Source organism: Lentzea flaviverrucosa, assembly GCF_003350445.1.
Lineage (GTDB): Bacteria > Actinomycetota > Actinomycetes > Mycobacteriales > Pseudonocardiaceae > Lentzea > Lentzea californiensis.
Genome location: NZ_QQAU01000002.1, coordinates 684,841 through 706,270 on the forward strand (window position 1 = coordinate 684,841; position 21,430 = coordinate 706,270).

Consider the following 21,430-nt stretch of genomic DNA (forward strand, 5'->3'; position numbering starts at 1 on the left):
TGGGAGGGAAACAAAAACTGTGGCGATCGTTCCTGCAGACGTCCAGGGACCGAGCGACGCGGAACTCATCGAGTCCGTGCGCGGCGGGACCATCGACGCCTACGGCCAGTTGTACGAACGCCACGTCTCGGCGGCCTACAACCTCGCCCGCCAGTTGGCGCGCTCCCCGGCGGAAGCCGACGACCTCGTCTCCGAGGCGTTCGCGAAGGTCCTGGACACGCTCCGTGGCGGCCGCGGCCCCGACTCGGCTTTCCGCGCGTACCTGCTCACGGCCCTGCGGCACACCGCGTACGACAAGACGCGCCGCGACAAGAAGGTCGACCTCACCGAGGACATGACCGACGTCGCGCCCGCCGTGCAGTTCAGCGACACCGCGGTGGCCGGGCTGGAGCGGTCGCTCGCCGCCCGCGCGTTCGCCGCCCTGCCCGAGCGCTGGCAGATGGTGCTCTGGCACACCGAGATCGAGGGCCAGTCGCCCGCCGAGGTCGCCCCGTTGCTCGGGCTGACGGCCAACGGCGTGTCCGCGCTCGCCTATCGCGCCCGTGAGGGCCTCAAGCAGCAGTACCTGCAGATGCACCTGGCCGACACGGAGGCGGAGCGCTGCAGGGCGACCGTCGACCGGCTCGGCGCCTGGACCCGCGCGGGCCTGTCCAAGCGCGAGGCGACCCAGGTCGAGGCGCACCTCGACGAGTGCGGCCGGTGCCGGGCGCTGGCCGCCGAACTCGCGGACGTCAACGGCGCGCTGCGGATCTTCGTCGCCCCGCTGGTGCTGGGCATCGGTGCCACGACGTACCTGGTGGCCGCCGGCACGACGACGGCCGTCGTCGGTGCCGGAGCGGCGGCGGGTGGCGCGGGCGCCGTCGGTGCCGCGATCCCCCGCCAGCTCGTCACGGTCGGTGGTTCCGCGGCCGCCGTGGCCGCGGCCGTGGTGATCGCGCTGGCAGCCGCCGGCGGTGAGCAGCAGGCGCCGGTGGTGCAGGCCGTCCAGCCCCCGCCCGCACAGACCCAGGTCCAGTCACCGAGGCCGCCGGTGCCCCCGGTCCCGCCCGCTCCCACCCCCACGACGGAACCGCCGGCACCGACGACCACGACGGAGCCGCCGCCCTCGGCGACCCCGCCCGCTCCGCCGGCGCCGCCCGTTCCAGAACCTCCCGCGCCGGAACCGCCCGCACCCGCGCCGCCGTCGCTCACGCCGACCACGCCGAGCGGGTACTCGCTGACGCCGGGCGAGGAGCCCAAGGACTTCCCGATCACCGTCCGGAACACGGGCGGAACCCCCGCGCCGCCCGCGAGCATGGTGCTGAACCTGCCACCGGGCGTCGTGTCGACCGGCGGGCCGTCGGGCTTCGGCGCCGCGCGCCTGCTGCAGCCGGACGGCTCGGCCGACCAGAGCGTGAACTGCCCCGCCGGCACCGGCACGATCACGTGCGTGACGCCGCAGGGCATCGCGCCGGGTGGGCAGGCGACGTTCCACTTCCTGCTGCGGGCCACCGACTCCGCCGTGCCCGGCACGATCACCGGTGTCATCAGCGCGGGCACGTCGGTCTCGGTCGACATCAGCGTCGAGGTCAACGTGCCGCCGGTGAACGACGACATCGACCTCTTCGTGAAGACGTGGAGCCAGGTGTGGTGGCACAACCCGCGTGCGGACGTCGAGGTGCGCAACAAGGGTCCGCGCGCGGGCACGGTGAAGCTGGACATCTCGTCCACGAAGGACCTGGTGATCTTCGCGCCTTACCGGCAGTGCACGCAGGTGGACCACAGGTCGATCCGCTGCGTCGCCGACCTGGACAAGGGCGACAGGTTCCGGATGTCCTTCTGGGCGTTCGGACGCCACGGCGGGGACGTCACCGTGACGGCCGCGCTGGGCAACGCGACCAAGTCCGTGACCGTGCCCATGAAGGGCTGGCCGGAGCACCCGCCTGGCGAGGAACCGCCGAACCCGCCGACGTCCACCACGACGGTGCCGCCGTCGACCACGACCACGAAGCCCACCGAGCCCACTCGGCCGGCCGAGCCCACCAAGCCGGTCGACCCGACGAAGCCGACGGTGCCGACCGAGCCCACCAAGCCGACCGAGCCCACGACGCCGGAAGTCCCGCCATCGACGACTCTGCCGCCGTCACCGCCCCCGTCGACGCCGCCGACGACCACGCCACCGCCGAGGTCGGAGGAGCCGTGCGAGCCGCCGCCGGGTCTGCTCCCGGGGTTGATCGGCGGCCTGATCGGCTGGCCGGACTGCGAACCACCGCGAAGTTGATCAGAAGTTGATCTTTGTTCGTCACGGAACGTGCAGGTCATGCACCTCTGTGTCGCGGTTCGTCCCACCCGGAAGCAGCGTCGTGATCTAGATCCGTAAGCTGGCGCGGTGCTGCCAGTCGTTCGCCGCGCCATGAGCCGGCTGCCGGAACCGGTCCAGTTCCTGATGCACAAGCACCGCGAACTGCTCCGGTTCGCGCTGGTAGGCGGCACGACGTTCCTCATCGACAACGGCGTCTGGTACGCGCTCAAGCTCACCGTGCTGACCGACAAGGTCGTCACGGCGAAGGTCATCGGCGTGCTGGTGGCGATCATCGCCTCGTACGTGCTGTCGCGCGAGTGGTCGTTCCACACCCGCGGTGGGCGCGAACGCCACCACGAGGCCGCCCTGTTCTTCTTGGTGAGCGGTATCGGCGTGGGGATCAACATCGCCCCGCTGTGGCTGTCGCGGCACCTGTTCGGCCTGCAGGCCCCGTTCGTCTCGGTCATGACCGAGGAGATCGCGGACTTCGTCTCGGGCTCGATCCTCGGCATGCTGCTCGCGACCGGCTTCAAGTTCTGGGCCATGCGCCGCTGGGTCTTCCCCGACGCGGGTGCTCGGCCGGACCGGCGTGTTCACCCGATCTCCGTAGACTCATCCCGTGTCTCTAGCCGAAACAGTGGTCTCCCGGTTTCCGGAACCGATCCGGTCGATCGCGCTGAAGCATCGTGAACTAGTCAAGTTCGCCCTGGTCGGGGGCACCTGCTTCGTGATCGACACGGTCCTGTTCTTCGGAATCAAGATCGTGATCCTGCCGAACAACCCGGTGACGGCGAAGATCATCGCGACCCTGGTCGCCACGATCGTGTCGTACATCCTGAACAGGGAGTGGTCGTTCCGCACCCGCGGCGGCCGCGAGCGTCACCACGAGGCGTTGCTGTTCTTCCTGGTCAACGGCATCGGCATCGTGCTGAACTCGGCGCCGCTGTACATCGCGCGGTACGCGTTCCACCTTCAGGAGCCGCACGTGTCGCGGCTCACCGAGGAGATCTCGGACTTCCTGAGCGCGCAGATCATCGGCACGCTCATCGCGATGGCGTTCCGCTGGTACGGCTACAAGAACTGGGTCTTCCCCGAGGAGAACTTCCGCAACAGCCGGTCGATCGAGGAAGAGAAGGAACTCGGCCACTCCTAACGGGGTGTGCTCGGCTTCTTCCAGGAGATCCCCACAACGTCCTGCGCCTTCGGCACCGGCAGGAACACGGCGAACGTCGCCGGCCGTGCCGTGGACAGCTCCAGCCGGCCGCCATCCGCATCGACCAGAGCCCGTGCGAGCGCCAAGCCCACCCCGGTCGAGCCGCCGCCGGAGACGCCGCGCTCGAAGATGTGCGCCGCGAGCTCGTCCGGCACGCCCGCTCCTCCGTCGCTGACCTCTACGACGACAGTGCCGTCTTCGCTGCGTGCGGAGACCACGACCGATCCCTCGCCGTGGCGCAGGGCGTTGTCCAGCAGCACCCCGATCGCCTCGCGAAGACGGGCGGGCGTGGCGCGGGCCAGCAGACCGTCCGGGACGCGCACGCGCAGCGCCCGGCCCTGGCCCTTGACCTGCTCGCGCCACTCGTCGGCGATCAGGTTCAGCGCGGGCCGCAGTTCCAGCGGCTCGGCGCCGACGGCCCGGGCCGCGCGGGCGGCGGCGAGCAGTTCGTCCAGCACGGCGGCGAGGCGTTCGGCCTGCTCCAGTGCCGCGCGGGCCTCGGCCGCGGTCTCGGGTTCCGGGTGCTCGGCGAGGGCTTCCAGGCGCAGTTGCAGGGCCGTCAGGCGGCTGCGCAGCTGGTGGGAGACGTCGCCGACCAGCTCGCGTTCGCGCTGGACCAGGCGGGCCAGTGCCGTGGCGGAGGTGTCGAGCGCGTCGGAGACCGCGTCGAGCTCCTGGACGTTGTAGCGCTGCTCGTCGGCGCGGAAGTCGCCCGCGCCCAGCCGGGACGCGCGGGCGGCCACGTGGACCAGTGGCCGGGCAAGCGTTTGCGCCGTCACCAGGGCGACGACGGTGCCGGTGCCGACGGAGAGTGCCAGCAGGAGCAGCACCAGGCCCGCGACCTGGGCCTGCGAGGTGTGCATCGGGCCGGAGGGGATCTCCAGGCGGACGGTGCCCTGCTGCGCGATCGGCAGTTCGACGGTCAGCGGGTCGTCGCCCGGCGAGGGACCCGTGGACTTGGTGGTGCCCGCCGACACGACGGTGAGACGGCCGTCGGTCGGGATGGCGATCCGGACGGCCTCGATGTCGAGGCTCTGCTGCTTCGCGAGCTGGTCGTCGAACGACGTCGCGATCTGCTGGGCTCGTTCGGTGAGGTCGCCACGGGCCGTGTCCTCGACGAGCTGCAGCGCGGTGTAGCCGAGCGGGAGGCCCAGCACGATCCCGGTGACGGCGACGGCGAGCAGGATCGCCCGCAGGATCCGGCGGCGCACTAGTCGGCGTTGAAGCGGAAGCCGCGGCCCCGCACGGTCGCGATGCGCTTCTCGGCGGAGTTCGGGGTGCCGTCGCTGAGCTTCCTGCGCAGCCAGGACATGTGCATGTCGAGCGTCTTGCTGCCCTTGAGGTCCGGGTCGTTCCAGACCTCGGACAGGATCTCGTCGCGGCTCACGACCTGGCCCGCGCGCTGGATCAGCACCTTGAGCAGTTCGAACTCCTTGTTCGCGAGCTGGATCTCGCCGCCGTCGACGGTGACGCGGCGGGCGGCCAGGTCGACGCGCACGCCGTTGACCTCCAGCGTCCCCGGCGCGCGGCGGCGCAGCAGCGCCCGGATGCGGGCCATCAGCTCGGCCAGGCGGAACGGCTTGGCGACGTAGTCGTCCGCACCCGCGTCGAGCCCGACCACGAAGTCGACCTCGTCGGCCCGGGCCGTGAGCATCAGCACGGGCACTCCCCTGCCGCTCTGGCGCAGCCGCCGGCACACCTCCAGTCCGTCCATCCCCGGCAGGCCGAGGTCCAGCACCAGGAGGTCTATGCCCCCGGCGATGGCGGCGTCGAAGGCACTGGGCCCGTCACTGACGACCTGCACCGAATAACCCTCCCGCGTCAAAGCGCGGGAGAGAGGTTCCGCGATGGCCGGGTCGTCCTCGGCCAGCAACACCACGCTCACGGGCTCAGCGTATTCGTGGAACGATCGCCGCGTGTCACGCCACGATGCTGATCTCGAACTCGCCCTCCGACTCGCCGACTCCGCCGACGCGATCACCGCGACCCGGTTCCGCGCGCACGACCTCGCCGTGGAGCGCAAGCCGGACCGCACACCCGTCACCGACGCCGACGTCGCAGTGGAGGACGCGGTCCGTGCCGTGCTCGCCGCCGAGCGCCCGGACGACGTCGTCATGGGCGAGGAACGCGGCGGCACGCTGGACGCGGCCCGCGTCTGGGTGCTCGACCCGATCGACGGCACCAAGAACTTCCTGCGCGGTGTACCCGTTTGGGCGACGCTGATCGCCCTGGTCGAGGACGGCGTGCCGGTCGTGGGCGTCGTGTCCGCGCCCGCCATGGGCCGCCGCTGGTGGGCGGCCGCGGGCGGTGGCGCGTTCGCGTCGGACGCCTCCGGTGAGCGCGCTATCTCCGTGTCCGGTGTGCGCTCTCTCGAAGACGCCTACGTGTCGACGACGGACATCAAGTCGTGGGTGAAGTACCACTCACGCGAGGCGTACCTGCGCCTCGTGGACGCGACCTGGGAGAGCCGCGCGTTCGGCGACTTCTACCAGCACTGCCTGGTCGCCGAGGGCGCCATCGACCTGGCGCCCGAGTGCGTGGCGAACCCGTGGGACATCGCCCCGTTCCAGGTCCTGGTGACCGAGGCCGGTGGCCGTTTCACCTCGCTGGACGGCGAGGAGCGCTACGACGGCGGCAGCGTGCTGACGTCGAACGGCCACCTGCACGAGGCGGCGCTCAAGCTGTTGGAACGGTGAGACTTCCGCGCGCGACCTGGGCCCAGGCCAGCCGGCCGAAGAGGTAGTGGCACGCCACGCTCTCGTCGTCGAACCGGGCCCAGTCGTAGCGGTTGCCCTGCTCCTGCCAGAACACCTCGTGCCCCTTGCCGTCCTCATCGGACAGCAGGCACCAGCGCTGGTCCGCCTCCTCGCCGAGGCTGACGACGTCGTCCGGCACGCCGATCCTGGTCAGCCACTCGGGCAGCGACTCGACGTTCATGCGGTGATCTCCGTGAGGTAGCCGAGCGCGACGAGGTCCGCGACGGGGTGGGTGGTGCGGTACCGGCTGCCACCGCCGGGCTGGCCGAACCAGGGCGCGCTGATCGTGCGGTGGACGGGCAGGTCCCTGGTGACGCGGTACCTGCGGTAGCCCTCGTCCGCCGCCTGGGGCGGCAGGGAACGCTGCGCGAACGGGGTGCCCGCCGTGCTCAGGACACGGCCCTCGGGCGTGCCGAACCTGTCGAGCTCGGCGCCTGCCTGGAGGACCTCGGGCTGGCTGTCCTCATAGCCGCCCTCGCGTTCCGCGGGCCAGCGCGGGGTGCCGTCCTCGTGCTGGAACAGGCTTTCCCAGTCGCGTTCGTGCATGCCCGCGAGCGGGTCGTGACCGGCGAGGAGTTCTTGCACGATCGGGTGATCCTTGCCGAGGCCGGCGCCGGGCTGCGCCGGCTGGGCGGAGGACGTGTCGATCGGCTGCGGGTGGTCGTCCGGGGCGAACCTCGGGACGGCCTGCTCCTCGTCCTGCGGGGGCGGCGGGAGCTGGCGGGCCGGCTTCGGGGCGAGGGTCGGAGCCCGTCCGGCGCTCAGGAAGACGGCCATGAACCAGCTGCCGGCCGCGGCCGCCGTGTAGGTGTGGCGGGCGATCTCGCCGGCGATGCCGGGATTCGCCAGTGCCAGGTCGTTCCGGTTCTCGAGGCGGTCGCTCAGCGCGTGCGAGCCGCCGGGGTCCACCGCCGCGAGCGGGCCCGAAGTGGTGGTCCGGGCTCCGAGGTCGACGCCGGCGCCGGGCGCGGCCGGGCTGGCGATGGTGTCGCCGACCTGGCGTTCGCCGCGTTCCTCCACGGTCGCGACATCGCCGTCCAGCAGCGCGTCCGCGGCGTCCTTCGCCAGGTCCTTGGCCGCGGCGTCCTTGGCCGCGACCGCCGCCGGGGAACTCTGCCCGTGGGAGGAGGCGTGCGTGCCGGACTGGGTCTGACCCGACCCCTGCACCTGGCCCGGCTGGGTGCCGGCCTGGCCGCCGAACTGGGCGGCCTGGTTGCCCAGCGCCTGACCCGGTGCCGCACCGGGGAAACCGGTCTTGGCCGCGGCTGCCTGCGCACCCGCCTTGGCCTCGCCCGGCTTGAGCTCGCCGGCCTTCGCCTCGCCGGACTTGAGCTCGGTGGCCTTCGCGTCCGCCGCGGGCTTGGGGCCCTGCTGACCTTGCTGAGCGGCCTGACCCGCCTGGCTCTGCTGGCCGGGTGCCTGCGCGGCACCCTGCTGACCCACGACCGCACCGACCTGCGACGCCGCCGCCGGAACACCACCGGCAGCACCGCCCACGGCACCACCGATCGGGCCGCCCACCGGGCCACCGGCCGGAGCCGCGCCCATCGCCGGGGCGGCAGGTGAGGCGGCCGGAGCTGCGGGAGCCGCCGCCTGAGGTGCGGAAGGAGCCTGGCCGGGCAGTTCGCCACCGCGGACCAGGGTCGGGTCGAGCACGGCGGCGGACGCCTGGGTCGTGCCTTCGGTGACGGGGCCGAGAGTGCCCGCGACGCTCGGGATCGCGTCGGCCACCGGATGCGCGACGGGCGCGACGACCTGGCCGACCGCGTGGCCCGCGCCGGCCACGATGCCGGGGATCGGGCCCTTGCTCTCGCCACGGCCTTCACCACGGCCTTGTCCGTCGCCATGGCCCTGGCCCTGGCCGTCGCCGTCACCCCGGCCGTCGAACACCGGACCGGCGGCGTCACGGCCACCGGGCACCGCGTCCAACACCGGCTGCACGACAGCGGCGGCGGGTGCGGTCACGGGAGCGGCGGCGTCGAGGACCGGTGCGGCGACCTCGGTCACGGCACCGACGACAGGCGCGAGCGGAGCCGTCACGGCACCCACGACGGGCGCGACCGGTGCGGTCACCGCGCCGACGACGGGAGCCACCGCTTCGGTCACCGGGGCGACCACGGCGGCGACGGGCTCGACGATGGGGGCGACCACGCCCGCCACCGGGGCCACCACGCCACCGACGAGGTTCGTGACGGGCGACAGCAGGCCACCGCCGGGCCCGTGGGCGCCGGGCGCGGTGTTGACCGGATGCGTGCCCTGGCTCATGTCGATGCCGCTGTCCAGGCGGATCGCCGAGGTCAGCGTGTTCTGGAGGTTCGCGACGTTGGCCGCGGCACCCTTCGTCAGCGTGTCGAGGCCGAGCAGCGCGGTGGGGTTGCCGGCACTGGCCGAGGCCGTCGCGGCGTCGTTGTTCTTGGCCAGCGCCACCAGCTCGCGGACGATCTCGACCTTCGCGGCACCGACCTGCTTGGCGGCGTGGTCGAGGCGGTCGGCGGCGGCGTGGCAGCCGTGGGCGGCGCGGTGGAAGTCGCCGTCGGGACCCACGACCTCGGCCCAGCGACCGCGTGCCGCGTCACCGGTGCCACCGGTCATGCCGCCCAGCGCACGGTTCGCGGCGCCGTCGGACGTGGTGCCGAGGCTCTTGATCTTGTCGCCCGCCTCACGCCACGCGGTGGCGCTGGAACGCATGGCGTCCTCGTCGGCCTTGGGCCAGGAGACACCGGCCTTGGCCGCGACGGCGGCGAGTTCGGCGGGAAGCTCGATACCCATGTCAGCCGTCCAACCTTCTCATCCCGGAGGCGTTCTGCTCCTCGACGTGCCGGTACGTGGAGGCCGTCGCGGCGAGCTTGTCGCTCACGTCCCCCAACGTCGTCGCCAGCCCGGACAACGCCCCGGTGGCGTCCCCGGACGGCTTCTCGTGCGAGGCGGCGAAACTCCGCCCGACGGCGTCGTCCCCCCAGCAGACGCCGAACGAGGCCAGCGCCCGGTCGAGCGCCCCCGCGATCTCGCCTGCCTGCCCCGCGAACCCCTTGAGCTCGCGCGCCCCGGCGTCGAGCCGCTCGAGGTCGGCCGAGTACCCGGTCATCGGACCCTCCTGTCGATGAGCTCGGAGTCGAGCCAGCTCTCCCGTTGCTCGTTGTCCTCGTCGTCGTCCCTGCGCCCGCGAACGGACTGGTGCCCGAGATCCACGGTCTCGGTGTCGTCCGGCGCGTACTCGGAGGGCTTCAGATCAGCCGTCCCGGCAACGAGCGCGGCAGGGTCCGTGGAAGCGGGCAACACGGCACTCAACGTCTGATACGTGTCTTCGGCAGCACTGGCCGCGGCCGCGGCCACGGTCCGCACGATCAACTCGGCCAGCTGCTCAGGCCGATGCCTGCGATAGGCCATCTCGGAAAGCTCCAGTCCCACGAGCTTGCCGCCGGATCCGACGGTCGCCGCGACCGTCCCGTCAGGACTGGAGGCCTGCCCGGACACGGCGGCCAGCTCGCGCTGAACCGAAGCAAGCTGCTCGCGGCTACGCCGGTAGTCAGCGAGCAACTCCTCGACCTGCGCACGGTGGTCGTCCACCGAGTCCCCCTCACACGCATAGCCCTGGGCTCGGGCTCTAGGACGCCGTCGCCCCTAGATCGGTTCCCAGCGGTTTCAGTTACGTAGGATCAACGAGATGATCGCCTTCGAGGATCTGCCCGCAGGCCGCATCATCCCGCTTGGCGAGGTGATCGTCGACCGGGACGACATGCTGGACTTCGCGAAGAAGTTCGACCCGCAAACGTTCCACCTGGACGAGGAAGCGGGCAAGAACTCGATTTTCGGCGGTTTGTCCGCCTCCGGCTGGTACACCGCGTCCCTCTGGATGCGCCGCTGGGTGGACGAGGTCCTGGCCGACTCCACCTCACAGGGCTCGCCGGGCGGCCGCGAACTCTCGTGGCTCGCCCCCGTCTACCCCGGCGACAAGCTCACCTTCGAGGCGGAGGTGCTCACCGCACGTCGCTCGAAGAAGCGGCCGGACCTGGGCCTGGTGGAGTTCGAGGGCAGGGCGAAGCGGGGCGACGAGCTGGTCTACCGGTTCATCGCCACGGGCATGTTCACCGCACGCGGCTAATCGCACGCGAGCAGTCCGAGCGCACGCTCACGAGCACGCATCCCACCCGCGAAGCCGAAGGCGAGCCGTCCTTACCGTGCGGTCCGGGTGCCACCATCTACGCAACGCAACTCCGCCCAACGCGACAGGCGTGCCATCAACCCGCGTACGGCGTGGACCCCGGCTTCGGATCAGATTGGCGGGGTCCGGGGCGGAGCCCCAGGATCACTTGGCCAACGCCCGAACCACCCGAGAAGGACTGGGCCGCCCCAACTGCTCAGCCATCCACACCGAGGTCTCGACCAGCTTGTCAAGATCAACCCCGGTCTCGACACCCAACCCGTCAAGCATCCACACCAGGTCCTCGGTAGCGAGGTTGCCGGTAGCCGACTCGGCATAAGGACACCCACCCAGCCCACCGGCCGAGGAGTCCACAGTCGTCACCCCACACCGCAAAGCGGCCAAGGTGTTCGACAACGCCTGCCCATAGGTGTCATGGAAATGCACAGCAAGCCGAGAAACGTCGCGGAACCCTTCCAGCAACGACTCGACCTGTCCGGGAGTGGCAACCCCGATGGTGTCGCCCAGGGACAACTGCGAGCACCCCATCTCGAGCAACCGTTCCCCGACAGCCACGACCTGGGACCGGGCGACAGCCCCCTCCCAAGGGTCGCCAAAACACATCGACACGTACCCGCGCACGTCCAGACCTTCTGCCAGCGCACGGGAAACAGTCGGCTCGAACATCTCGAACTGCGAGTCCAACGTCCGGTTCAGGTTGCGCGAGGCGAACGTCTCCGTGGCCGAGGCGAAGATCGCGATGTGCGTGACCCCCGCCTCCAGTGCCCGGTCCAGCCCACGCTCGTTGGGCACCAGCACGGGGTAAAGGACCCCAGGCCGCTGCTCGAGTCCCGCCAGCAACTCGGCGGCGTCGGCCAGCTGCGGCACCCACTTGGGGTGCACGAACGACGTCGCCTCCAAAACGGACAGTCCGGCGGCAGCCAGGCGGTCCAGGAACTCCAGCTTCACCGCCACCGGCACGACGACCGACTCGTTCTGCAGGCCGTCGCGGGCGCCGACCTCCCAGATCGTCACCCGCGGGGGCAGCGATCCGGAGCCGACGACGTCCGGCAGCCCTACCTCACGCGCGCCCATCGACGGCCCCCGGGTGGAAGTCGTCGTCGGGGTTGTCGTTGACCTCTCGGTACAACATCGTGTGCACCTTCTCCACGGACGGGATGTCGTCGAACTCGAGCGGCTCGTCCGAGGCCGACTCGATGATCAGGGTGCCGCAGCCGAGCAGGCGGTCGGAGAAACTGTGCTCGAAGCGGACGCTGTTCACACGAGCCAAAGGGATGTCGAGGCCTGTGCGCTTGAACACTCCCTCGCGGTACATCACGCGGTCCGACGTGATGATGAAGTGCGTCGTCCGCCAGCGCACCACCGGCGTCACCGTCAGCCACAGGATCAGCACGGCACCGACCACGGCCAGCACGATCCACACGACGGTGGCCCACGACTGGTCGCCGAAGAGCCCGGCGAGGTAGGTGCCGAGCGCGACCACCACCAGCAGCCAGAACACCGGGAAGATCAGCATCTTCCAGTGGGGGTGCTTGTGGATCACGACGTGCTCGCCGGAGCTCAGCAGGTCGTCGGGATAGGCCATGGCGCAACCCTAACTACGCCTGGCGCAAATGCACCACGTCACCAGCGGACACGCCGTGCTCCACCCCGTCGGCGCCGCGCACGACCAGCGTGCCGTCGGCCTCGATGCGCTGCGCCACCCCGAGGAGCTCGACGCCACCGGGGAGTTCGACCCGCACGTTCTGGCCCACGGTCGACGAGTGCTCCTCGTACTCCTCCAGCACTCCGGACTCGACCGCGTCGCCGCCGTTCTTGCGCCACACGCCTTCCAGCCCGGCCAGCTCGACCAGGAGCCGGAACGCGAGCTCGCCGCGGTCGAGCTCGGCGGCGCCCAGGTCCTCCAGCGACGTCGGCGCGAGCCCACCCGGTGCGGGCCGGACGTCGGACGGCAGCTTCGCCACGTTCAGGCCCATGCCGACCACGACCGCGCCGTCGGCGGTGATCTCGGACAGTATCCCCGCGCCCTTGCCCGGACCAGAACCGAGCAGCAGGTCGTTCGGCCACTTCAGCGTGGCCTCGACACCGGCCGACTGGGCGACGCGCACCAGGGCGAGCCCGGCGATCAGGTTCAGCCACGGCAGCCGCTCGGCGGGCACACCGGCCGGGCGGAACAGCACGCTCAGGTAGAGGCCACCGGCGGGCGACGACCAGCTGCGGCCACGCCGGCCCTGGCCCGCGCTCTGCTCCAGCGCGATCAGCACGGTGCGGTCCGCGGCGCCGGAGGCGGCCAGGTCCGCGTTGGTGGACGCCGTGGTCTCGACGACGTCGAGAGCGGCGTACGGGCCGTTGGGTGCGACGAGCCGTGAGCGCAGCTCTTCGGCGTCGAGTGCGGAGGTCATCGGGCCAGGTTATGGGAACGGAAGAGAGTACGTGCGATCGGAGATCACCGACAGGTTGCCGTGACCTGGACAACTGCACGGGGCAGTTCAGCAATGGTCTCGTTAGGCTGCGAGCCCATGAGCAGTGCGACCGAGCCGATCGGGCACGTCCCCACCGGCGCTTCAGGCGCCCCGGACGTCCACACCACCGCGGGCAAGCTCGTTGACCTCTACCGGCGCAACGACGAGGCGGTTCACGCCGGCTCCGAACGCGCGGTCGAAAAGCAGCACGCGAAGGGCAAGAAGACAGCCCGCGAGCGCATCGACCTCCTGCTCGACCCGGGGTCGTTCGTCGAGCTGGACGAGCTCGCCCGGCACCGTTCCACGAACTTCGGCCAGGAGCGCAACCGCCCGTACGGCGATGGCGTCGTGACGGGCTACGGCACCGTCGACGGCCGTCCGGTGTGCGTGTTCTCCCAGGACGTGACCGTCTTCGGCGGATCGCTCGGCGAGGTCTACGGCGAGAAGATCGTCAAGATCATGGACCTGGCGATCAAGACCGGCCGGCCGATCGTCGGCATCAACGAGGGCGGCGGCGCGCGCATCCAGGAGGGCGTCGTCTCGCTCGGCCTCTACGGCGAGATCTTCTCCCGCAACGTCAAGGCCTCCGGTGTGATCCCGCAGATCTCGCTGATCATGGGCTCGAACGCGGGCGGGCACGTCTACTCCCCCGCGCTCACCGACTTCGTCGTGATGGTCGACCAGACCTCGCACATGTTCATCACCGGCCCCGACGTCATCAAGACCGTCACCGGCGAGGACGTGACGATGGAGGAGCTCGGCGGCGGTCGCACGCACAACACCAAGTCGGGCAACGCGCACTACCTCGGCAACGACGAGGAAGACGCGATCGCGTACGTCAAGGAGCTCCTGAGCTACCTGCCGTCCAACAACCTCTCCGACTCGCCCACGTTCGAGGGCACGCTGGCGGAGGGGTCGATCTCCGACGCGATCACGGACTCCGACCGCGAGCTCGACACGCTGATCCCGGACTCCGCGAACCAGCCGTACGACATGCACGAGGTCATCAACCGCGTGCTCGACGACGGCGACTTCCTGGAGGTGCAGTCGCTGTTCGCGCCGAACATCCTTGTCGGCTTCGGCCGCGTGGACGGCCACTCCGTCGGCGTCGTCGCGAACCAGCCCACCCAGTTCGCCGGCTGCCTCGACATCAACGCCTCCGAGAAGGCCGCGCGGTTCGTGCGCACCTGCGACGCGTTCAACATCCCGGTGCTGACGTTCGTCGACGTCCCCGGCTTCCTGCCCGGCACCGACCAGGAGTGGAACGGCATCATCCGGCGCGGCGCCAAGCTGATCTACGCCTACGCCGAGGCCACCGTTCCGCTGGTCACCGTCATCACGCGCAAGGCGTACGGCGGCGCGTACGACGTCATGGGGTCCAAGCACCTCGGCGCCGACATCAACCTCGCGTGGCCCACGGCGCAGATCGCCGTCATGGGCGCTTCGGGTGCGGCGAACATCGTGCACCGCAAGACGCTGGCCGCCGCTGCCCAGAACGGCGAGGACGTCGACGCCCTGCGCGCTCAGCTGCAGCAGGAGTACGAGGACACGCTGTGCAACCCGTACGTCGCCGCTGAGCGCGGTTACGTCGACTCGGTGATCCCACCGGCGTTCACCCGCGGATACGTGGCGCGGGCGTTGTCGATGCTGCGGGACAAGCGGGAGACGCTGCCGCCCAAGAAGCACGGGAACATCCCGCTGTGACCGCGCCGGAGCAGAACGAGAAGCCGCTGCTGAAGGTCGTCAAGGGCACGCCGGACGACCACCAGCTGGCCGCGCTGACCGCTGTCATCGCCGGGCTGGCCTCGGCCGCGCCCGCCGAGGACGCGCCTAAGCGGCGTTCGGAGTGGGCGAACCCGGCCCGCCGGGTCCGCCGGTCGTTGCAGCACGGACCGGGCGCCTGGCGCGCCTCCGGTTTCCCGGGCTAGGAGCACTCGACTCGACGGCTGGTCACGTTCAGGCCGACGGCGACCTCGCGACAGCGGGTCTCGCCGTCGACCTGCAGCTTCAGCGTCCAGAACGCGCTGCCGTAGGCGTTGGTCCGGCGCAGCACCTGCACCCCGGCGTGGTCGAGCGGCAGGTTGGAGCGCACGGCGGGCACGATCTGCGTCAGGAGTGCGTTCTCCGCCCGATCGGCGGTGTCGGCGAACGGCCAAATGGGCACTCCATAGCCGATCGGGTCACTCGCGAGCACGCTTCCAACGCCGAATGATCCGATGAGGCCGCCGAGCACGACGAGCAGTGCCGCGATCCGTCTGCGCTTGCCTTCGCGATCGGAGCCGCGTTCGGTGAGGACAAGCACCCAGCGCTTCACTCTTCCGAGAGTGCCGACTGAAGAGGTGATCGCGCATCAGCAGTACTACTCAAACGGACCGTGCGAACTGGCGGACCGTGTACGCGCTGTGCATCGGCTTCTTCATGACGCTGCTGGACACGACCATCGTCAACGTCGCGCTGCCGTCGATGATCACCGACCTGAACGCGTCGCTGAACGACGTCATCTGGGTCGTCAGCGCCTATCTGCTCGCGTTCGCGGTGCCGTTGCTGCTGACCGGGCGGCTGGGCGACCGGTACGGGCCCAAGCGGCTCTACGGCATCGGGCTCGTGCTGTTCATCGCGGCGTCGCTGGCCTGCGGTCTCTCCACGACCGCGGACGCGCTGATCGCCGCGAGGGTGTTCCAGGGCCTCGGTGCCGCGGCCATGACCCCGCAGACGATGGCGTTCATCACGCACCTGTTCCCGCCGGTCAAGCGGGGTGCGGCGCTCGGCATGTGGGGGTCGGTCGCCGGGCTCGCGACGGTCTCCGGGCCGTTGCTCGGCGGGGTGCTGGTCACGCACCTGGGCTGGGAGTGGATCTTCTTCGTGAACCTCCCGATCGGTGTGCTCGCGGTGGTGCTGCTGTTCCTGTGGGTGCCCGACCTGCGGCCGGACCGCGCGCCGAAGTTCGACGTGCTCGGCGTCGTGCTGTGCTGCCTCGGACTCGGCCTGCTGGTGTTCGGGATCCAGAACGGTGAGCACTACCGGTGGGGCCGGGTCACCGGACCCCTCACGATCGCCGAGATCATCGCCGCCGGGGTGCTGTTCCTCGCGCTGTTCCTGCTGTGGCAGGCGTCCTCGCGCAACCCCGAGCCGCTGATGCCGCTGCGGATCTTCCGCAACCGCAACTTCTCGCTCGGCAACGTCGCGAACATCTCCATCGGCATCACGGTGACCGGGGTGTTCGTGCCGCTGGCGCTGTTCCTTCAGACCGTGCCGAAGCTGTCGCCACTGATGACGGGCCTGGTCACGGCGCCGGCGTCGCTGATGTCCGGCGTCGTGGCGATCTTCGCGGGGCGGCTGTCGAACCGGGCCGACGCCAAGTACCTGCCGATCACCGGGTTCGCCCTGATGGCGCTGGGCATCGTGGCGATGACGTTCCTGCTCGGCGACGGGTCCCAGTGGGTGCTGCTGCCGTCGATGGTCGCCCTGGGCATCGGCATGGGGCTCGTGTTCTCACCGCTGACGAACATCTCCACGCGCACGCTCGACCGGTCCCTGCTCGGTGCCGGCTCCGGCATCTACAACACCTCGCGGCAGTTCGGGAACGTGCTGGGCAGCGCCGTGACGGCGGCCGTGCTGCAGGTGGTGCTGGCGGCCACCGGCGACTTCACCTCGGCCGTGCGAGCGGCGTTCTACCTGCTGCTGGGGGTGCTGGCGGTCGGCATCGCGGCCGCGTTCGCCTTCCAGCGGGTCGCCGCGCCGCCCGTGACAGACTCGGCGCGTGCGTCTGATCCTGGCCTCCCAGTCACCCGCCCGTCTTAGCGTCCTGCGGTCCGCGGGCATCGAACCCGTCGTCCGGGTCTCCGGTGTCGACGAGGACGCGCTGGTCGAGTCGCTCGAGAACCCGACGCCGGAGGAGACCGTCGTCGCGCTGTCCGCTGCCAAGGCCGAGGCGATCGAGCACGACGACGAGTGCGTGGTCGTCGGCTGCGACTCGATGCTGCTGTTCGAGGGCGAGCTCGTGGGCAAGCCCGGCACGCCGGAGGTCGCGCGGGAGCGGTGGCACCGGGTGGCGGGCAAGAGCGGTGTGCTGATCACCGGGCACACCGTGCTGCGCGTCTCCGGCGGTGTCGTGACCGGCCGTGCGTCGGCCGCCGAGTCGACCACCGTGCGGTTCGGCACCCCGTCGGAGGAAGAGCTGGAGGCGTACATCGCGACGGGTGAGCCGTTGCACGTCGCCGGTGGCTTCACGATCGACGGGCTCGGCGGCTGGTTCATCGACGGCATCGACGGCGACCACACGTCCGTGATCGGCATCAGCCTGTCCCTCACCCGAAGGCTCCTCGGCCAGGTGGGTGTTTCCGTGTCCACACTCTGGTAGCGCTGGTCACAGTTCACCCGATCGGGGAAGACTGCCCTCAACGCCGACGTTGAGGGCAGCGGTGAACGAGTACTTGACGCGTCGCAGGAACATCGACCTGGCACGCAGGACGAGCACGGGTTGTCGGAGCTAACAGCTCCCGACACCCCCACTCAGCTCATCCCTGCCCAGGAGATGTTCGATGTCGTTCGTCCAGACATATCGCAAGCCCAAGGTCTTCGGATTCACCGTCCTCGGCGCGCTCGTCCTCGGCGCGCTCGCCGGCTGGCTCGGCAAGGGCACGTGGCTCGCGCCCGTCCTCGCCAAGATCGGCTCCACCTTCACGGCGCTGCTGCAGCTGACCGTGATCCCGCTGGTGTTCACCGCGATCGTCGTCGGCATCGCGTCGCTGCGGAACCTCGGCGGCGGCCGCACCGCCGCACGCCTCGGCGGCAAGACGTTCCTGTGGTTCGCCATCACGTCGTTCGTCGCGGTGCTGATCGGCATCGCGGTCGCCACGGTCCTCAAGCCCGGCGCGGGCCTGCAGATCGAACCCGCCGCCGGTGCCGTCGACAAGCTCGCCAAGCGCGCGTCCGGCTCGTGGCAGTCGCTGCTCGACAACCTGGTGCCCACCAACATCTTCGGCGCGTTCACCGAGGGCGACGTGCTGCAGGTCGTGTTCATCGCGGTGCTGGTCGGCTTCGCCGCCTACGCGCTCGGGGACAAGGCCGCGCCGTTCACGAACCTCGTGAAGTCGTTCTTCGAGATCATCCAGAAGGTCGTCGGCTGGATCATCCTGCTGGCCCCGATCGGCATCTTCGGCCTCATCGGCAACGCCGTGGCGTCCTACGGCAACTCGTTCGTGAAGCCGCTGTTCTCGTTGATCCTCGCCGTGTACCTCGGCACCGCGCTCGTGCTGTTCGTCGTCTACCCGGTCCTGCTGAAGTTCGTCGGCAAGACCTCGCCGGTCGAGTTCTTCCGCAAGGCGGGCACGGCGCTGCAGTTCGCGTTCGTGTCGCGCTCCTCGGGCGCCACGCTTCCGTTGTCCCGCAAGGCCGCGACGGACCTCGGCGTGCCGACCGAGTACGCGAACTTCGCCGTGCCGCTGGGCACCACGACCAAGATGGACGGCTGCGCCGCGGTCTACCCGGCCGTCGCGACGATCTTCATCGCGAACCTGTTCGGCATCCAGCTCTCGGTGTGGCAGTACGTCGGCATCGTGCTTGTCGCCGTGTTCGGCGCGCTGGCGACGGCCGGGACGACCGGCTGGTACACGATGCTCACGCTGACCCTGAGCGTCGTCGGCCTGCCGCCGGCCGTGATCGCGACCGGTGTGGCCGTGGTCTACGCGATCGACCCGATCCTCGACATGATGCGCACCGCGACCAACGTGGCCGGCCAGATCACCGTGCCGGTGCTGGTGGCACGCAGCGAGAACCTGATCGAGGAGCCCGCCGCTCCGGCCGAGAAGGACCTCGTCAACGCCTAGCGCGGTGACCGTCGGCCTCGCCCGGTCTTTCGACGTTCAGACGGGTGGATCGTGGTGCCGGCCCCGCGCCCTCATATTGGACATATGGGGGCGCGGGGCCGGTGCCGCGATGCGCCCTGCTGGGCGCCGAAAGAGCAGGTGAGGCTGGCGGTCACCGCGCTAGCCATTCGCACAGGGTCGTAACTGCGACAGTTTCGGCGCCGGTGCGGGCCAGCCAGCGAGCTGCTCCCGCGCCGGCGCCGGCGTCGTACAGCCGATGATCGGCCCGAGCGCCGAGAACACCTGCACGAACGAGTCGTTGCACTGACCGTCGCAGCCGCGCTGGGCCGAGACGACGTCCGCCGTGGAGTCCTCGTTGACGTCGTGCAGCCCGAGGTACCCGGCGCTGGACAGGTAGGCGGCCTGCGCGCGCGACCACGTGCCGTCCTTGCGGATCAGCACCTCGCCGAGCACCTTGCCGTTCTGCGCGCCGCGCACGAGGCACACGCTGATGGGCGCCTCCGAGCACAGCAGCGACTCGGCGTTCACCGTCGCACCGGACTCGGCGATGGTCATCTCGAAGACGAACGGGCCCGACTCGCCGGTCACCCTGATCCGCCCGCCGCCCGTTCCGGAGAGCAGCTCGACGAGGTCCCCGCCGACCGATTTGCCGATGACGACCTGGCAGACGGTGGTACCGCAGCGCATTCCGGGGTCGATGCCGGATTGACCTGAATCGGTGCCGTCCGGTCGCTGGAAATAGGCGAACACCAGCCCCGCTGCGAACACCAAGGCGGCGACGACGGCAACCACCTGCACGGACCTGGTTCCACCCACATCGCAGATTGTGCTCGATGCGCTCACGATGGATGTGAAGTGAGCCGTCTCTCCCTCTCGGAGTTCACCGATTTCCGTAGACTGCGGCACCAGCCAGAGCCGTAATTAACCGGTCCAGCAGGAGGTACGACGCCGTGTCGCTGCGCAAGGTCCTCATCGCGAACCGCGGTGAGATCGCCGTCCGGGTCATCCGCGCCTGCCGTGACGCCGGTCTGACGAGCGTCGCCGTCTACGCCGATCCCGACCGCGACGCACCGTTCGTGCGACTCGCCGACGAGGCGTTCGCGCTGGGCGGCAACACCCCCGGTGAGAGCTACCTGTCGTTCGAGAAGGTGCTGGCGGCCGCCGCCCAGTCCGGCGCCGACTCCGTGCACCCCGGCTACGGCTTCCTGTCCGAGAACGCCGAGTTCGCGCAGGCCGTGATCGACGCCGGGCTGGTGTGGATCGGCCCGACCCCGCAGGCCATCCGCGACCTCGGTGACAAGGTGACGGCGCGGCACATCGCGATGCGCGCGGGCGCGCCGCTGGTGCCCGGCACCAAGGACCCGGTCAACGGGCCGGACGAGATCATCGCGTTCGCCTCCGAGCACGGGCTGCCGGTCGCGATCAAGGCGGCGTTCGGCGGTGGCGGCCGTGGCCTGAAGGTCGCGCGCACCCTCGAGGAGATCCCCGAGCTGTTCGACTCCGCGGTCCGCGAGGCCGTCACGGCGTTCGGCCGCGGCGAGTGCTTCGTCGAGCGCTACCTGGACAAGCCTCGCCACGTCGAGGCCCAGGTCCTCGCCGACACCCACGGCAACGTGATCGTCGTCGGCACCCGCGACTGCTCGCTGCAGCGCCGCCACCAGAAGCTCGTCGAGGAGGCGCCCGCGCCGTTCCTGACCGACGAGCAGCGCGCCACGATCCACTCGTCGGCCAAGGCGATCTGCCTCGAAGCGGGCTACCACGGCGCCGGCACCGTCGAGTACCTCGTCGGGATGGACGGGTCGATCTCGTTCCTGGAGGTCAACACGCGCCTGCAGGTCGAACACCCGGTGTCGGAGGAGACGACGGGCCTCGACCTGGTGCGCGAGCAGTTCCGCATCGCCGCCGGCGAGAAGCTGCGCTACACCGAGGACCCGGCGCCGCGCGCGCACTCGATCGAGTTCCGCATCAACGGCGAGGACGCCGGCCGCGGCTTCCTGCCCGCGCCCGGCACCGTCACGACGTTCGTCGCGCCGTCCGGTCCCGGTGTCCGCGTCGACGCCGGCGTCGAGTCGGGTTCGGTGATCGGCGGGCAGTTCGACTCGTTGCTGGCCAAGCTGATCGTCACCGGCGAGACCCGCGAGGACGCCCTGGCCCGCGCGCGGCGTGCACTGGACGAGATGGTCGTCGAGGGCATGGCGACGGTGCTGCCGTTCCACCGCGTGATCGTGCGCGACGCGGCGTTCACCGCCGAGAAGCCCGAGGGCTTCACCGTCCACACGCGGTGGATCGAGACGGAGTTCGACAACCAGATCGCACCGTTCGCGGGCGCTGCCGAGGCTGCCGACGAGGAGACGCCGCGGCAGACCGTCGTCGTCGAGGTCGGCGGGCGCCGCCTGGAGGTGTCGCTGCCGGGTGATCTCGCCGTCGGTTCACGGCCTGCCGCCGCCGCGGCGAAGAAGCCGAAGGCCAAGCGCGCCGGTGGCAGCGGCGCGGCCGTGTCGGGTGACGCGGTGGCGGCGCCGATGCAGGGCACGATCGTGAAGGTGGCCGTCGAGGACGGGCAGACCGTCGAGGCGGGCGACCTGATCGTGGTGCTGGAGGCCATGAAGATGGAGAACCCGGTGACGGCGCACAAGGCCGGCACGGTGACGGGTCTGGCGGCCGCGCCCGGTGACCCGATCACCCAGGGCACCGTGATCTGCGAGCTGAAGGACTGACCGGCCGGGTC

At 70.5% G+C, this 21,430-nt stretch carries 22 protein-coding genes; 11 read left to right on the forward strand and 11 right to left on the reverse strand.

The window, feature by feature from the left end; all coding sequences use genetic code 11:
• Positions 1–19 precede the first annotated feature (19 nt).
• The 3 genes from DFR72_RS09275 (at position 20) to DFR72_RS09285 (ending at position 3,434) form a co-directional block, all read left to right on the forward strand.
• On the forward strand, positions 20–2,260 hold the full coding sequence (locus DFR72_RS09275; protein WP_090067284.1) for a sigma-70 family RNA polymerase sigma factor: 2,241 nt from the start codon (positions 20–22) through the stop codon (positions 2,258–2,260).
• A 111-nt stretch (positions 2,261–2,371) separates the two neighbouring features.
• Positions 2,372–2,971, forward strand: a complete 600-nt coding sequence (locus tag DFR72_RS09280; RefSeq protein WP_425459878.1) for a GtrA family protein — start codon at positions 2,372–2,374, stop codon at positions 2,969–2,971.
• Positions 2,901–3,434 (forward strand): GtrA family protein, encoded by a 534-nt coding sequence (locus DFR72_RS09285; protein WP_090067282.1) that lies wholly within the window; start codon positions 2,901–2,903, stop codon positions 3,432–3,434. The genes DFR72_RS09280 and DFR72_RS09285 overlap by 71 nt, the downstream gene beginning before the upstream one ends.
• Here the strand turns inward: DFR72_RS09285 and DFR72_RS09290 are convergent.
• Positions 3,431–4,705 (reverse strand): ATP-binding protein, encoded by a 1,275-nt coding sequence (locus DFR72_RS09290; RefSeq protein ID WP_090067281.1) that lies wholly within the window; start codon positions 4,703–4,705, stop codon positions 3,431–3,433. The two genes, DFR72_RS09285 and DFR72_RS09290, sit on opposite strands and share 4 nt — an antisense overlap.
• Positions 4,705–5,379 carry a response regulator transcription factor gene (locus DFR72_RS09295; protein ID WP_090067280.1) on the reverse strand — a complete coding sequence of 225 codons (675 nt, stop codon included), beginning with the start codon at positions 5,377–5,379 and terminating at the stop codon, positions 4,705–4,707. Before DFR72_RS09295 ends, DFR72_RS09290 begins: the two co-directional genes overlap by 1 nt.
• Before the next feature lie 31 nt (positions 5,380–5,410).
• On the opposite strand from DFR72_RS09295, the gene hisN reads away from it, so the two are divergent.
• Positions 5,411–6,190, forward strand: a complete 780-nt coding sequence (hisN, locus tag DFR72_RS09300) for a histidinol-phosphatase (RefSeq protein ID WP_245982696.1) — start codon at positions 5,411–5,413, stop codon at positions 6,188–6,190.
• Here hisN and DFR72_RS09305 read toward each other — a convergent pair.
• From DFR72_RS09305 to DFR72_RS09320, 4 genes are read right to left on the reverse strand one after another with little or no spacing between them, the layout of a single operon-like run.
• Positions 6,171–6,431, reverse strand: a complete 261-nt coding sequence (locus tag DFR72_RS09305; RefSeq protein ID WP_090067278.1) for a hypothetical protein — start codon at positions 6,429–6,431, stop codon at positions 6,171–6,173. The two genes, hisN and DFR72_RS09305, sit on opposite strands and share 20 nt — an antisense overlap.
• The gene (locus DFR72_RS09310; protein WP_090067277.1) at positions 6,428–9,019 is read right to left on the reverse strand and encodes a TNT domain-containing protein; all 2,592 of its coding nucleotides are present in this window, start codon (positions 9,017–9,019) and stop codon (positions 6,428–6,430) included. The genes DFR72_RS09305 and DFR72_RS09310 overlap by 4 nt, the downstream gene beginning before the upstream one ends.
• Position 9,020: 1 nt before the next feature.
• The gene (locus tag DFR72_RS09315) at positions 9,021–9,335 is read right to left on the reverse strand and encodes a WXG100 family type VII secretion target (RefSeq protein WP_090067276.1); all 315 of its coding nucleotides are present in this window, start codon (positions 9,333–9,335) and stop codon (positions 9,021–9,023) included.
• Positions 9,332–9,817 carry a YbaB/EbfC family nucleoid-associated protein gene (locus DFR72_RS09320; RefSeq protein WP_090067275.1) on the reverse strand — a complete coding sequence of 162 codons (486 nt, stop codon included), beginning with the start codon at positions 9,815–9,817 and terminating at the stop codon, positions 9,332–9,334. Before DFR72_RS09320 ends, DFR72_RS09315 begins: the two co-directional genes overlap by 4 nt.
• Before the next feature lie 97 nt (positions 9,818–9,914).
• Here DFR72_RS09320 and DFR72_RS09325 point away from each other — a divergent pair, with 97 nt between their 5' ends.
• Complete coding sequence (locus DFR72_RS09325) at positions 9,915–10,352, forward strand: MaoC family dehydratase (RefSeq protein WP_090067274.1); 438 nt, start codon at positions 9,915–9,917, stop codon at positions 10,350–10,352.
• A 204-nt stretch (positions 10,353–10,556) separates the two neighbouring features.
• Here the strand turns inward: DFR72_RS09325 and DFR72_RS09330 are convergent, their stop codons facing one another.
• Genes DFR72_RS09330 through DFR72_RS09340 form a run of 3 tightly spaced genes read right to left on the reverse strand, consistent with a single transcriptional unit; the run spans position 10,557 to position 12,814 of the window.
• On the reverse strand, positions 10,557–11,486 hold the full coding sequence (locus DFR72_RS09330; protein ID WP_090067273.1) for a hydroxymethylglutaryl-CoA lyase: 930 nt from the start codon (positions 11,484–11,486) through the stop codon (positions 10,557–10,559).
• On the reverse strand, positions 11,473–11,997 hold the full coding sequence (locus tag DFR72_RS09335) for a PH domain-containing protein (protein ID WP_090067272.1): 525 nt from the start codon (positions 11,995–11,997) through the stop codon (positions 11,473–11,475). The genes DFR72_RS09330 and DFR72_RS09335 overlap by 14 nt, the downstream gene beginning before the upstream one ends.
• A 13-nt stretch (positions 11,998–12,010) precedes the next feature.
• Entirely contained in the window at positions 12,011–12,814 is an 804-nt protein-coding gene (locus DFR72_RS09340) for a biotin--[acetyl-CoA-carboxylase] ligase (protein ID WP_090067271.1), read from the reverse strand.
• A 117-nt stretch (positions 12,815–12,931) separates the two neighbouring features.
• Here DFR72_RS09340 and DFR72_RS09345 point away from each other — a divergent pair, with 117 nt between their 5' ends.
• Complete coding sequence (locus DFR72_RS09345; protein WP_090067270.1) at positions 12,932–14,578, forward strand: acyl-CoA carboxylase subunit beta; 1,647 nt, start codon at positions 12,932–12,934, stop codon at positions 14,576–14,578.
• Complete coding sequence (locus tag DFR72_RS09350) at positions 14,575–14,802, forward strand: acyl-CoA carboxylase subunit epsilon (protein ID WP_090067269.1); 228 nt, start codon at positions 14,575–14,577, stop codon at positions 14,800–14,802. The genes DFR72_RS09345 and DFR72_RS09350 overlap by 4 nt, the downstream gene beginning before the upstream one ends.
• Here the strand turns inward: DFR72_RS09350 and DFR72_RS09355 are convergent.
• Complete coding sequence (locus DFR72_RS09355) at positions 14,799–15,188, reverse strand: hypothetical protein (protein WP_090067268.1); 390 nt, start codon at positions 15,186–15,188, stop codon at positions 14,799–14,801. The genes DFR72_RS09350 and DFR72_RS09355 overlap by 4 nt on opposite strands.
• Positions 15,189–15,265: 77 nt before the next feature.
• Here DFR72_RS09355 and DFR72_RS09360 point away from each other — a divergent pair, with 77 nt between their 5' ends.
• The 3 genes from DFR72_RS09360 (at position 15,266) to DFR72_RS09370 (ending at position 18,702) form a co-directional block, all read left to right on the forward strand.
• Complete coding sequence (locus DFR72_RS09360) at positions 15,266–16,675, forward strand: MFS transporter (protein WP_245982697.1); 1,410 nt, start codon at positions 15,266–15,268, stop codon at positions 16,673–16,675.
• Entirely contained in the window at positions 16,635–17,234 is a 600-nt protein-coding gene (locus tag DFR72_RS09365; protein ID WP_090067267.1) for a Maf family protein, read from the forward strand. Before DFR72_RS09360 ends, DFR72_RS09365 begins: the two co-directional genes overlap by 41 nt.
• Before the next feature lie 181 nt (positions 17,235–17,415).
• Positions 17,416–18,702, forward strand: a complete 1,287-nt coding sequence (locus DFR72_RS09370; protein WP_090067266.1) for a dicarboxylate/amino acid:cation symporter — start codon at positions 17,416–17,418, stop codon at positions 18,700–18,702.
• A gap of 159 nt (positions 18,703–18,861) precedes the next feature.
• On the opposite strand, the gene DFR72_RS09375 is transcribed toward DFR72_RS09370, so the two are convergent.
• Positions 18,862–19,518, reverse strand: a complete 657-nt coding sequence (locus DFR72_RS09375) for a hypothetical protein (RefSeq protein WP_143086790.1) — start codon at positions 19,516–19,518, stop codon at positions 18,862–18,864.
• Positions 19,519–19,652: 134 nt separating this feature from the next.
• On the opposite strand from DFR72_RS09375, the gene DFR72_RS09380 reads away from it, so the two are divergent.
• Positions 19,653–21,419 (forward strand): acetyl/propionyl/methylcrotonyl-CoA carboxylase subunit alpha, encoded by a 1,767-nt coding sequence (locus DFR72_RS09380; protein WP_090067264.1) that lies wholly within the window; start codon positions 19,653–19,655, stop codon positions 21,417–21,419.
• Positions 21,420–21,430 lie beyond the last annotated feature (11 nt).